Raw genomic sequence first — 13,133 nt, 5'->3', positions numbered from 1 at the left:
AAAGTGAAAAACTTTTTACTACTACTAGGCATACTATCTTTAGCTTCTTGTGACTTAATAACTTTGAAGAAGCAAAGAACAAAAGAAGGAAAGTTAATAGCATCTGTTTATAATACTCATCTTTATAAAAAAGATCTAAAAAAAATGCTACCTAAAAACTTATCTAAACAAGATAGTATAGTAGTTGTCAAAGGCTTAATAAATTCTTGGGCAAAACAGCAACTTTTTTTAAACAAGGCTGAAGAAAATATTTCTGAAATAAGTAGTCTAGAGATTGAGAAATTAGTAAATGATTATAAATCTGGTTTATACATAAATGGGTATAAAGAAAAGTTAATAAAACAACAACTAGATACAATAGTTTCTGAAAGCGAAGTAATATCGTATTACAAAAAAAATAAAGATAATTTTAGGTTGAATGACGAACTACTTCAATTTGATTATTTATTTTTTGGAAAAGATCATTTAGATAAAGATAAAATTGTCAAAAATTTTAAATCGGAAAAAGAAGAAGATAAAGAAGATTTAGAAAAGTATTTGTTGAGTTTTAAATCATATCGTTTACAAGATACTTCTTGGGTATCTGTTGATTATTTAAAACGAAAAATCCCTCCATTTCGTTCTGAATTAAAAGAAAAACTGTTAAAAATATCAAAATTCATACAAAAAGAAGATAGTTTAGGAGTATATTTGGTCGCTGTAAAAAATATTTTACAAAAAAATGAAACAGCTCCTTTGAGTCATGTAAATATAAGAATAAAACAAATTATATTACATAAACGAAAATTAGAATTAATACGAGAGATTGAAAAAACGCTGATAAATGATGCTATTCAAAACAAAAATTTTAAAGAATACTAGCTTTTTACTAACTTTATTTTTAACTGTACTAACATTAAAAGCTCAACAAAACAAAGTAGATGGAGTAGCTGTTGTGGTTGGTAAAAATATTGTTTTAGATTCAGACATTGATAAGTTTAAACAAGAAGTAAAACTTCGAAGTGAAGGGAAAATTACTATTACTGATTGTGAAATGTTAGAAAAATTAATGCAACAAAAATTATTGGCTCACCATGCTGTTGTTGATAGTATTACTGTTACACAAAGTCAAATAGACAGTCAAGTTAGTCGAACTATTGCTTTTTTTACAAATGAATATGGTAGTGAAGAGAAAGTAGTTAAGGCCTATGGTTTTAATGATATAGAAGATTTAAAAAGAGAGTTGTCTAAAGTTGAAAAAGAAAATACGCTTATAGAAAAAGAACAACAAAAAATAACTGAAAAAATTGATGTAACCCCAGAAGAAGTTCGTGTATATTTTAATGGGTTAAAAGAAAAAAATGAATTACCTGAAATTCCTGCTGAAGTTGGTTTAGCTCAGTTAGTTTTATACGCAGAAGCAACTAAGGAAGAAAATGATAGAGTAGTTAAGAAGTTACATAAAATAAAAGAAGAAGTTGAAGCTGGTTCTAGTTTTAAATTAAAAGCTATTATTAATTCTGATGATCCTAGTGTAAGTAGTAATCAGGGAAACATGGGGATAATAACTAAAGAATCTCAATTTATTAAAGAGTTTAAAGAAGTAGCTTTCTCTCTAGATGAAGGTCAGATATCTGACCCTTTTGAAACTATTTTTGGATATCATATTATTAAACTTCACAAGATTAAAGGTAAAGGTAGAGAGGTGTCTCATATTTTGCTACAACCTGAGATATCTGATGAAAAATTAAAAGAAACCAAAGATGAGATTGAAAAAATAGTAGCTGAAGTAAAAGAAGGGAAATTAACATTTGAAGAAGCTGTAAAAAAGTATTCGGAAGATGAAGATACTAAAAATAGCGGAGGTTTATTAATTAATCCTTATACACAAGAGCCAACATTTGAACTAACAAGAATGCCACCAGATCTATTTGCTAGAATAAGTGAATTAAAGCAGGGTGAATTGTCTGATGTATTTTATGACGAAACCAGAGGAGGAGAGAAAATGTATAAGGTTATTTTTATGAAAAATAGAACAGATACTCATAAAGCTGATATTGTTGAGGATTATGTTAGAATGCAACAGTTTGCCTTAGCTAAGAAAAAAGAAGAGACTGTAACTAAATGGTCAAAAGAAAAAATACAAGAGACCTATATTAAATTAGGGAATGAGTATAAAAAATGTACATTTAAAAAAGATTGGAAGAAAGAAAATAAATAATAAAATAATTTTTAGATATCCGCTCAATAGTTTAAAGATGAAACCTTACTTTTGAGCGGATACTCATTTAAAAAACAATAGTAAAATGTCTGACGTAGCTGCTGTAAATAATTTAGTTAAAAAATACACACAATTACAACAAGAAATAGGTAAAGTTATAATAGGGCAGCAGGAAGCTGTTAATTTTACACTTTTATCTGTTTTTTGTGGAGGTCATTCTTTGTTAATAGGAGTTCCTGGATTAGCGAAAACCTTATTAGTAAATACTATTTCAGATGTTTTAGGACTTAACTTTAAAAGAATTCAGTTTACACCAGATTTAATGCCTTCTGATATTTTAGGTAGTGAAATTTTGGATGAGAATCGTCAATTTAAATTCATAAAAGGGCCTATTTTTTCAAATATAATTTTAGCGGACGAGATAAATAGAACCCCTCCTAAAACTCAAGCAGCTTTATTAGAAGCAATGCAAGAGCGTTCTGTTACAGTAGCTGGGCAACACTACAAGTTAGACTTGCCTTTTTTTGTATTGGCTACACAAAATCCAATAGAACAAGAAGGTACGTATCCTTTACCAGAGGCTCAGTTAGATCGATTTATGTTCTCTATTAATTTAGAATATCCAAGTTTTGAGGAAGAAGTAGAGGTTGTAAAAAGTACAACATCCATAATTAATCAGTCTGTAAACTCTATTTTTTCTGCCACTGAAATAATTGAAGTTCAAAAATTAATTCGAAAAATACCTGTAGCTGATAATGTTATTGAGTATGCTGTTGGATTAGTAGGTAAAACAAGGCCCAAATCTGAAAAAGCAACTGATTTTGTGAAAAAATATATTGATTGGGGAGCTGGACCTCGTGCATCTCAAAATCTAATTTTAGCGGCTAAAGCTTATGCCGCTGTTTCAGGGAAATATTCACCCGATATAGAAGATGTTCAGGCAATTGCTGTGCCAATACTTTCTCATAGAATGGTTAAAAATTATAAGGCTGAAGCTGAAGGGATTACTATTAAGGAAATTATTACTTCATTATTTTAAATAATGATCAGCAATGATGATTAAATGCTAGCATGATTTTTTCATTATGAATCACTGCTTTCTTAAAAATATTAGTTCTAAAAATTAATATTATCTTGTATATTCATTTGAAATTAAGATTATATAATATTTTTACGATATGTCAATTAATTACTCTTTTGGTTTACCTCTAAAACATAATTTTGCCGAATTTGTTTATTATCAATGATTGTTTTTACCTCACGAAATTGAAAAAATAATTAGCTTTTGGAATGATAAGTTAACAATTAAGGCAACAATAAGTGGTGATGAAAAATATAATGACGATTTGCGGAAAAGTTCAGTTATGTTTATTGATAATATTCCTGAAAATGATTGGATATATAATAAGCTAGCTTCATTAGCAATCAATACTAATAATGAAAGATATTGGTTTGATTTACTTGGATTTCATCAAGAGTTGCAGCTTACTCGGTATTCAAAAGGAGACTTCTTTGATTGGCATTTAGATTTTGGAGCTGGTGAAATTTCAGCAAGGAAGTTAAGTATGACTATTCAGTTATCCGACCCTAACGACTATGAAGGTGGAGATTTACAGTTTATGGTTAATAAAGAGATAGTAACTGCTCCAAGAGAAAAAGGTACCATTGTGATATTTCCGTCATTTATTATGCACAGAGTTACACCAATAACAAAAGGAACACGACAATCAATTGTAGGTTGGGTATCTGGACCACCTTATAGATAGTTTAATTGTTTGTAAATGAAGAGTATTAATGTATTTACAGAAGTTAAACAAATAAGTGCCTTTGATGTATTAGCTATTCGGCATAAAGTTATGTGGCCTAATAAACCAATAGCGTACGTTAAATTGGAAGGAGATTTAAATGCAAGACATTTTGGTTTATTTGCAAATAATAAAATTACGTCAATAATATCTTTGTTTGAAGAGAATGGTGAAGTTCAATTCAGAAAATTTGCAACATTAATTGAATATCAAGGGCTAGGGTATGGAACAATTTTATTGAAAAATAGTATAAACACAATTAAAAGAGAAGGGGCTAAACGTATTTGGTGTAACGCTCGAGTAGAAAAAGAAAAATTTTATACAAAATTTGATTTAATAGCTACAAAGAAAAAATTTTTTAAAGGAGGCATTGAATATGTGATTATGGAAAGTATTATAGATAAAGAGCTATGCACTGATTAAAAAAAATATACTATTTATATGGATTATAAAACAATTCTACTTTTAAAAAATCTTCATCTTATTATTTCCTTATTAATCGTAGTTCCAACCGCAATTATTTATGGAACACCATCAATCTTATCTACCAATTTAAATATTGAAGTAACTTCGATAGATCTGTCTAATTTACTTAAAGCGATTATGTGTTTATATATTGGAGTTTCTTGTATATGGTTATTAGGAATTATTAAAGAGAAATATTGGAAAAGTGCGACGCAATTAAATATTTTATTTATGTTAACTCTTGCTTCAGGAAGAATGTTAAGTCTAGTAATTGATGGTATACCAACAAAAGGATATGTTTTTGGAGTTATTGCTGAGCTTGTTATTGGACTGTTTTCAGTTTATCAATTAAGAAAATATAGTAACTAGATATTGGGTGGATTTTCTCTAGTTTATTTTAGACTATTGAAACTCATCAATAAAATTTGATATAAAATCTTGTATATATTTTTTTGAGGTATCAGCTTTTCTAATTACTAAAAAATGATTTCTTTTTAATCCTTTTATTCCTATTTTTTTTAAAATAATATCATTTGATATTTTAAATGATTTTAAAGCCCATTTAGGAATACACATTATTCCAAAGTTTGCTTCAATCATTTTTAAAGCTACTTCTGTAAGTGGAATAGCAGAAACTTTAGAAGGAATTATCTTATTGATTTTTAATAGTTTTTCATAAATTGATACAGTTTCTAAAGGATAAGAATGTATTATTAAATGTACATTTGAAAAATCAGATACAGTAAGATAGTCTAATTTACTTAGTTCATTTTCTTTATGCATTATTGCAAAAATTTCATCTTCATAAATTTCAATATTCATAAGCAAATCATTTTTCGGTTTAGACGTAACTATGGCAATATCAATTTCGTTAGATAGTAATTTTGAAATAGGTTGATGTGTAGCTTCAAGAATTAAATCTACACTAATATCAGGATATAAAATTCCCATTTTTTGTATAAAAAGTGGTAAAAATTGATAAAATGAATAACATTCAGTACTTACTTTAATAGTACCTATAGAACCAGTCCTTATGTTTTCAATATTTTTGAAACTAGAGTCTATGCTTTTTAAAATTGAATCTCCTAAATTGTAAAGTTCAATACCTTCTTCAGTTAATGACCATTTATTTCTAGTACGATGAAATACCTTAAATCCTAGTTGTTCTTCTAAATCCTTTAGTTGATGACTTAAGGCAGATTGTGTTAAAAATAATTTTTCAGTTGAATTAGCAATGCTACCCTCTTCAGCTATGGTTTTTATCAATCTAAAATACTTTATTTCCATAACATCAAAGTTACAATAATATGAATATAGTTTAGTTGAGAAAAAATCAATTATAGATGCATAAAGCTCATTTAAATAGCATAAATGAAAACAATTGTGAGTATATATTTGAAGATGTAAAAGAAAGTGATGATTACTTTTTTTAGATTATGTTGTAAAGTGATTTAAGCGTGTACAAGAAGGATGAATTTTACAAATAAAACAAAACGTATTATCAGTTTTAGAAAATTTTATAAAACCAATACTAAATGAAACTTATGAAAAAACAAATTAAATTTTACGAAAACAAATTAAATTACGAATTGGATTCTTCAGATTTGTATGAAGCTTTTGAAAAAAACGTAAATTATATAGCTTTAGATACAAGACAAAAGTTTGGATTTGATAAAGAGCATATTCCTACAGCTATTAATATTCCGCATAGAGAAATGACAAAAGAAAGCACTAAAAACTTAGATAAAACTAAAACTTATGTTTGTTATTGTGATGGAATTGGATGTAATGCATCTACAAAAGGAGCTTTAAAAATGACTAAATTAGGATTTAAAGTAAAAGAGCTTATTGGAGGAATTGAGTGGTGGAAATTTGATGGATACGCAACAAGTGGAACCAAGCCAACAAAAGGTTTTGAATTTGAGTGTGCTTGTTAAAAACTAAAAAAATGAATATACGCTTTGTTCAAGAAAAAGATATAAAAGAATTATTGGAACTGTGTAGGTTACATGCTATTTATGAAAAATCAGATTTTAATAGTAACGGTAAAGAAAAATTGTTCTTAAAATGTTTTTTTAAAGAACCTTTAACTGTTAGCTGTTTGGTAGTAGAACATGATAATAAAATAGTTGGATACTCTACATTTATGAAACAATTTTCTACTTGGGATGCAAAATTTTATATGTATTTAGATTGTTTGTATTTAATGGAAAAAGTAAGAGGGAAAGGCATAGGAGTTAAAATGATGAACAAGATAAAGATGCATGCAAAATCTGAAAATTGTACCACTATACAATGGCAAACTCCTACGTTTAACTCAGAAGCAATTCGGTTTTACCAAAAAGTAGGTGCTAATTATAAAACCAAAGAAAGGTTTATATGGAGTGGTATTTAATAAATTCAGTTTTATGTTGATATAACAAAAAAAAGTGACTGCCTTTTTAAGACAGTCACTTTTTAGTATATAGTTTTATATACTAATTATTTTACTTCAAAATTATTAGAGGTGCTTACTTTAGCACTTCTTGAGTTTATAGCAGCTTTAGTGTCTCCATTAGAAACGATGGCAACAAAACTCATCTTACTAGAATCTACAATTGAACTAGGTACACTTCCTTTAAATTCCTTTGTATAAATGTTGTCTTTTACAGTTTCTTTAGAGTCAATATCATCTCCTAATACATCTGTAAATGAGTGTCTTAAAATGTAATTATGTTTGAAGTCAGTGATGTCAGAAGCACCTCCATAGTAACTAGTATAGTTCTTTTGACTTAAAACAATATTATCTTCAAGAGCAAAAACAGTTAGTTTTATTTTTTCAGAATAAGAGTTTCCAAATTTAACACTAACCTTAAGGTTCATATCTGTTCCATTTAAGGTTGATTCCATTTTAATACCTACAATAACATCTTCATTTAGTAAGTTTAAAATCTCAGCAGTATTTTGAGGTTCAGGACTAGACCATAATTTAGTTCTATCAATATAGGCAGAAGGATATCCTTTGATATCAAAAGCGTCTTTTAACTGTCTTGAATATTTATTTTCCATATTATCACCAATATGTGCAGCTATAGGTATCATATTACTTGTTTTATCACTTACAAGTTTTAATGCATGAGATACTCTAGGACACCAACCACACCAGGCTCCTGTGTAGTCTTCAACTACAACATTTTTATCAAAAGAAACACCTTTGTTTTCACAGGTTAAGTTAAGATTATTTTTACTTGTTACATCTTTGTAAACAGCTTTTATTTCATATGCTTTTGCAGTTGTTGGCTTAAACGAGTTGCCATCTATTTTATCACCATTAACGTAAATAGTAGCACCTGTAGTTACGTTTATACCTCCGTTAGCAATAACACTAAATGTTACAATTTCTCCAGCAATAATAAAATTACCACCCTTTTCTTTTTTTATTTCAACACTCTTTATAGTTTCTTGGCTTCCTGGGTCTCCATCAGAAGCAGAGCATGCCATGAAAAGAGTAAAGGTCAAAGCATAAGCAATTGTGTTTAATAATAATCTTGTTGTTTTCATAATTTATATAATTCACGGTTTGTTGGTTATAAAACAACAAAAAAATAATTTACCCTACATCTTTTTTGTTATTTTTTTTTATAAACATTATTTTTTTAAGTTAAAATCTAAATAAAAATAAAATAATTAACATACTTTCACATCTTCTTAATCTAAAATGAAAATATTTGTAGGGAAAGCAACTTTGTTTTTGTTACATACTATAGATAAGAACAATATTAAAATGAAAAACTTTAAAATGAAAAACAATCTTTTATTCTGCTTATTATTTATTACTATAGTAGGCTATTCACAAAAAACAATTCCAAACAAGAAGCTCCATAATTTAAAAGGTACTTCTGTTAATATTTCTGATGAAATTTCGAAAGACAAAATAACTATTCTTAGTTTTTGGGCTACTTGGTGCGTACCTTGTTTAAATGAGTTAGATGCAATTAATGATGTTTATGAAGACTGGCAAGAGGAAACAAATGTAGAGTTAATTGCTATTTCTACAGATGATTCCAGATCTCAAAAAAGAGTAAAAGCTTTAGCAAATGGAAAAGCATGGGAATATAAAATTCTTTTAGACAAAAACCAGGAGTTACAAAGAGCTTTAAACATAACGACTGTACCTGAGTTATTAGTTGTAAAGAATAGTAAAATTATTTACAGACATTCGGGATATTCACCTGGCTTTGAAGATGAACTTTATGAAATAATTAAAAAGAATGTAGATTAAGATCATGAAAAACAACCTACTAACACTTTTTTTTGTTTTTTTTAGTTTTTTATTAAATGCTCAAGAAAACGATTATTTATCAATAGGGTTTGAGTCTAATTCGCAATATTATTTAGATGATTCAAAAACAGGAGATTTTATTGCTCCAAACAGATTTAGATCAAATAATTATTTAACTGTAGAATATGGGTATAAAAACTTTTATGCAGGATTGCAAGTAGAAAGTTATTTGCCTATGGCTTTATTAAATTATTATCCAGGTTTTGAAAAAACAAATTTAGGGCTTTATTATGCTGGTTATAAGTCAGATAAAATAAACCTTACAGTTGGGCATTTTTATGAACAGTTTGGAAGTGGATTAATTTTTAGAACTTGGGAGAATAGACAATTAGGTATTAATAATGCCTTAAGGGGAGCTCGTGTAAAATATTTTCCAACAGATTATATTGATGTAACAGCTGTTTTTGGTCAGCAGAGAGCTGGTTTTACATATTCTGATGGAACAGTTTTTGGTTTTGATTCTAATATAGATTTATCTCAGTTGTTAAGTTTTGATAATTCTAATTTGGTTTTTGGTGTAAGTTACTTAGGTAGAAATCAAAAAAATGAAATTTTGACACCGAAATTTAGTTCACTAACTAATAGTTTTTCTGGAAGGTTAGATTTTTCTTCAGGTAATTTTTACTCTAACGTTGAATATGTAACGAAAGGAAAAGATGCCATTTATGTTTTTGGAAATGTAAGAAACGCTAAAAAAGGAAATTCTTTTTTACTAAATTTCGGATATGCTAAAAAAGGTTTAGGGATTGATGTTACTCTAAGAAGGATGGAAAATGCTAATTTTTATTCAGAAAGAGATGCTGTTCAAGAAAATTTTAATCAAAACATAATAAATTATATTCCTGGACTTACTAAGCAACATGATTATTTATTAACAAACATATACGTATATCAAGCGCAACCTCAAATTTCTTTTATAGACCCTACTTTAGTTAAATTAGGAGAAATAGGTGGTCAAATGGATCTATACTATAAGATTAAAAAGAAAACTTTTTTAGGCGGTAAATATGGGACAAAAATAGCATTGAATGCTTCTTATTGGGCTGGATTAAAAGGTGATGTAGATTTTAATAATTTTGATTATGATACTTCTCTTTTAGGTTTTGGAGAAAAATATTTTTCAGAGGTAAGCTTAGAAGTTCGTAAAAAATGGTCAAAAAAATGGAGCAGCATATTTTATTATGTAAATCAATTTTATAATAAGCGCTTTATAGAAGAACAAGCTGGAGAGGTACAAGCAGACATTTTAGTTGGTGAATCAACATTTAAAATAGGAAACGGGAAATCTATTCGTTTTGAAGCTCAACATTTATGGACTAAGGATGACAGAAAAAATTGGATGGGAGGTACTGTAGAGTTTAATACTTCTTCGAATCTAGCTTTTTATGTAAGTGATATATATAATTATGGAACTTTAGATGCATCTAAAAAAATACATTATTATAATTTAGGAGGTAGCTATACATTCAAGTCACATAGGTTTGCTTTAAATTATGGAAGGCAACGAGGAGGTTTAGTTTGTGTAGGCGGAGTTTGTAGAAATGTTCCTGAAAGTACAGGTTTTACAGTAAACATAAGTATGAGTTTTTAACGAAATAAAATTTTATATAGGTTTAAGGCATATATGCTTGTTAAAACTAATAAAAGGCTACCTTTTTGGTAGCCTTTTTTATTAAAGAAATTTATACTCCAAAAGGATTATCTATTGAAAGCATTGGTTCAGTAAACCACTCAGGACCATTTTCAGTCATATAAATATGATCTTCATGACGAATTCCAAATTCTTTTGGTAAGCATATCATAGGTTCGTTGCTAAAACACATTCCAGGCTGTAAAATGGTTGAGTCATTTTTAACGATATAAGGCCATTCGTGAATGTCTAAACCAATTCCATGTCCAGTTCTATGAGGAAGTCCTGGTAACTTGTAATTTGGACCTAGTTTATGATTTTCTAAAATAATTCTAGAAGCTTTGTCAATAGAAGCACAAGAATTACCTATTTGGGCAGCATTATACGCAGCAAGTTGAGTTGCTTTTTCAATGTTCCAAATTTTACGTTGTTTATTGGTTGGATTACCAAAAACGTAAGTTCTTGTAATGTCTGAAATGTAATCATGTAGTTGGCAACCTGTATCAACTAAAACAATTTCATTTTTTTCTAAATCTTTTGGTTTTTTTACACCATGAGGAAAAGAAGAATCTTCACCAAAAAGCACAATACAAAAGTAAGATCCAGAGGCTATACCATATCGCTTGTGTGCTTCGTTTATAAATTCTGTAACTTCTTTTGCGCTAATCCCTTCATGCAAAATTCTTGCAGTAGCCTTTTGAACTTCTAAAGTTATATCCATTGCACGTTGAATAATAGCTATTTCTGCTTTAGATTTTACCATTCTGCACAAGGAAGTAACAGGTTTGGCGTCTTCAAAATTGTAACTTTTAGTAAGTTTAGAAATACCATTAGAGACAAAAAAAGGAGTAGTTTCGTCCATAAAAATTGTACCTGTGTTAATATTTCTATGTTTCAGTAATGATATAAATAATTCATAAGGGCTTTCATGCTCCTCCCAACATTGAACTTTTCCTTCAATAAGCATAAAGTCTAGGATAGTTCCCTTTTCAAATTTTGGAGCTATATACTCTATCTCTCCATCAGAAAATAAAATTGCACCTACCATACGTTCACTAGAGTTCCATCTAGTACCTGTAAAATAATATAGGTTTGTACCAGCATGTAAATACATGGCTTGAACATTCTGTTTTTTTAATAAACCTGAAGCTTTTTCTATGCGTTCCTGAAATTCTTTCTTTTGTATAGGTTGAATATCATTAATATTAGGTTTTATTTTTGCTAATTCTTCAGCTATGGTTGAATCCCCAATTCCAATCATTTTGTATATTTTTTAATTCGTATATAATTTATAAATCTGTGTTTTTTCACCTAGCCAACTTTTAAGTTTAGCATATATTTTATCTTGATTTTTTTAGAAAAATGTTTAATTCTAGTGCTGTGATCTGAGTTTTCTAGAACCATTTTAAGAGCATCAACTTTTGGTTTAGGAGTTGGAGCACATGCGCCCCACGGGTCGTATGCACCATAAATATATAAAATATGATTTCCTTTATTTTCAATATAATCTCTAACTTTTTTAATGTAACTAGAATTGTAGGTTAAATCTACACCCTTAGGCGCAAATCTTTTGTTAGAAGGGGATGAAACAATTTTTAATAAACCTTTTACAGGAGTTAGATCGAATCTATAGTATCCTAATTCTTTCATATGCTGATAAAAAGATGGAAGATATTTTTTGTAGCCTTTGTCTGAATAAAAGCCAATACCAACTACTTTATGTATGTAGTTTACTAAATTTTTGATAGGAGCATCAACAGAAGGAATTTCTTCACAGTTCCCACCTCTCCATTGCCAGAAAGAAAAAGGTAATTCTAAAACGGCATACTCTAAAGCTTCTTCGTGTGAAATTTCGTTAAATTTTAAATTGTTCTTAGAAGCGATTTCTTTGAAAGCATTAAGCGCTTCTATTCTATTGTTTAAAATTTTTCTTTGGAGTTTTTTAATTTTGTTTCTACAGTTCAAACTTCCAATGGAGTTAATTAAGTTGTTAGGTCGTTGATCCTCCGTCCCAATAATCATGGGAGCAACATAAGGAACAGCAACATCGACATCATTTGGATATTTTGATTTGTAGATTAATGTAGTTTCTCCTCCTTTACTAATTCCTGATGAAATCCATTTACCTTTATATAATGTTTTAAGTTTAGTTACAAGATTATGATAATCTTCAATAGCGTTATCATTTGTTAGGTATTTCCAAGGAAGTGGCTCTGGTCTAGATTTACCATACATGCGATATTCTACAATTACTTGGTTTCCTTTAAATATTTTACTTATTTCACTAGTTCTATTGTTGGACGAATAACCGTCAGTAATTAAAATAGTTGGCTTTTCATAATCACTATGAGAAATATATATATAATGTTTAAAAGTTCCTTCTGAAGGATTTTTAGGGTTTAAGTTTTGGTCTATAATAACTCTATATGATGCTGTAAAATGATCTTTACTAGCTATTGAGTCAATTTTTGCTTTAGGAAATAAAGTTTGTAATTGATTTTTAAATTTTTGAACTTTAATGTCATCTTTTGAAGCTTTACAACCTAAACTAATAAAGGCTAAAAAAAGGAATACAATTGTATTTCTAATATATATCATAAAAAATAATTTATAATATAAAGATACTAGCTCTTATAAATAGCTAATAATACTATTTTAACCATAGTTTATATAATATTATTCTTTATTATGGTAATATTGAATATAGTTTTT

At 28.4% G+C, this 13,133-nt stretch carries 14 protein-coding genes; 10 read left to right on the top strand and 4 right to left on the bottom strand.

Going from position 1 to position 13,133, the window contains the following annotated elements; genetic code table 11:
- The first annotated feature begins 3 nt into the window (after nt 1-3).
- From ACMFBB_RS04185 to ACMFBB_RS04160, 6 genes are all read left to right on the top strand, one after another.
- Nucleotides 4-861 (top strand): hypothetical protein, encoded by an 858-nt coding sequence (locus ACMFBB_RS04185; RefSeq protein ID WP_435263209.1) that lies wholly within the window; start codon nt 4-6, stop codon nt 859-861.
- Nucleotides 824-2,200: a peptidylprolyl isomerase gene (locus ACMFBB_RS04180; RefSeq protein WP_435263208.1), complete on the top strand. Its 1,377-nt coding sequence runs from the start codon at nt 824-826 to the stop codon at nt 2,198-2,200. The genes ACMFBB_RS04185 and ACMFBB_RS04180 overlap by 38 nt, the downstream gene beginning before the upstream one ends.
- A gap of 85 nt (nt 2,201-2,285) precedes the next feature.
- Entirely contained in the window at nt 2,286-3,239 is a 954-nt protein-coding gene (locus ACMFBB_RS04175; RefSeq protein ID WP_435263207.1) for an AAA family ATPase, read from the top strand.
- Between the two features lie 208 nt (nt 3,240-3,447).
- A complete protein-coding gene (locus ACMFBB_RS04170) occupies nt 3,448-3,966 on the top strand; it encodes a 2OG-Fe(II) oxygenase (RefSeq protein ID WP_435263206.1) in 519 nt (172 codons plus the stop codon).
- A gap of 15 nt (nt 3,967-3,981) precedes the next feature.
- Nucleotides 3,982-4,428, top strand: a complete 447-nt coding sequence (locus ACMFBB_RS04165) for a GNAT family N-acetyltransferase (RefSeq protein ID WP_435263205.1) — start codon at nt 3,982-3,984, stop codon at nt 4,426-4,428.
- An 18-nt stretch (nt 4,429-4,446) separates the two neighbouring features.
- Nucleotides 4,447-4,839: a DUF4345 domain-containing protein gene (locus ACMFBB_RS04160; RefSeq protein ID WP_435263204.1), complete on the top strand. Its 393-nt coding sequence runs from the start codon at nt 4,447-4,449 to the stop codon at nt 4,837-4,839.
- 33 nt (nt 4,840-4,872) lie between these two features.
- Here the strand turns inward: ACMFBB_RS04160 and ACMFBB_RS04155 are convergent, their stop codons facing one another.
- Complete coding sequence (locus tag ACMFBB_RS04155) at nt 4,873-5,757, bottom strand: LysR family transcriptional regulator (protein WP_435263203.1); 885 nt, start codon at nt 5,755-5,757, stop codon at nt 4,873-4,875.
- 257 nt (nt 5,758-6,014) lie between these two features.
- Between ACMFBB_RS04155 and ACMFBB_RS04150 the strand changes: the two genes are divergently transcribed.
- Together ACMFBB_RS04150 and ACMFBB_RS04145 are read left to right on the top strand one after the other, a co-directional pair.
- Entirely contained in the window at nt 6,015-6,407 is a 393-nt protein-coding gene (locus tag ACMFBB_RS04150; protein WP_435263202.1) for a rhodanese-like domain-containing protein, read from the top strand.
- An 11-nt stretch (nt 6,408-6,418) separates the two neighbouring features.
- The gene (locus ACMFBB_RS04145) at nt 6,419-6,865 is read left to right on the top strand and encodes a GNAT family N-acetyltransferase (protein WP_435263201.1); all 447 of its coding nucleotides are present in this window, start codon (nt 6,419-6,421) and stop codon (nt 6,863-6,865) included.
- A gap of 86 nt (nt 6,866-6,951) precedes the next feature.
- On the opposite strand, the gene ACMFBB_RS04140 is transcribed toward ACMFBB_RS04145, so the two are convergent.
- Nucleotides 6,952-8,010, bottom strand: a complete 1,059-nt coding sequence (locus ACMFBB_RS04140; protein WP_435263200.1) for an Omp28-related outer membrane protein — start codon at nt 8,008-8,010, stop codon at nt 6,952-6,954.
- 157 nt (nt 8,011-8,167) lie between these two features.
- On the opposite strand from ACMFBB_RS04140, the gene ACMFBB_RS04135 reads away from it, so the two are divergent.
- Together ACMFBB_RS04135 and ACMFBB_RS04130 are read left to right on the top strand one after the other, a co-directional pair.
- Nucleotides 8,168-8,731: a TlpA family protein disulfide reductase gene (locus ACMFBB_RS04135; protein WP_435263199.1), complete on the top strand. Its 564-nt coding sequence runs from the start codon at nt 8,168-8,170 to the stop codon at nt 8,729-8,731.
- A gap of 4 nt (nt 8,732-8,735) precedes the next feature.
- A complete protein-coding gene (locus tag ACMFBB_RS04130; RefSeq protein WP_435263198.1) occupies nt 8,736-10,382 on the top strand; it encodes a DUF6029 family protein in 1,647 nt (548 codons plus the stop codon).
- 91 nt (nt 10,383-10,473) lie between these two features.
- On the opposite strand, the gene ACMFBB_RS04125 is transcribed toward ACMFBB_RS04130, so the two are convergent.
- Nucleotides 10,474-11,682, bottom strand: a complete 1,209-nt coding sequence (locus ACMFBB_RS04125) for a M24 family metallopeptidase (protein ID WP_435263197.1) — start codon at nt 11,680-11,682, stop codon at nt 10,474-10,476.
- Between the two features lie 50 nt (nt 11,683-11,732).
- Nucleotides 11,733-13,019, bottom strand: coding sequence for a S28 family serine protease (locus tag ACMFBB_RS04120; RefSeq protein ID WP_435263196.1), 1,287 nt, complete (start codon nt 13,017-13,019; stop codon nt 11,733-11,735).
- Nucleotides 13,020-13,133: the final 114 nt, after the last annotated feature.

Source organism: Tenacibaculum sp. nBUS_03 (assembly GCF_051201695.1).
In the GTDB taxonomy this organism is placed as follows: Bacteria; Bacteroidota; Bacteroidia; order Flavobacteriales; family Flavobacteriaceae; genus Polaribacter.
The sequence above is the reverse complement of the archived record's forward strand: the minus strand, read 5'-3'. Positions and strand labels throughout refer to the sequence as shown.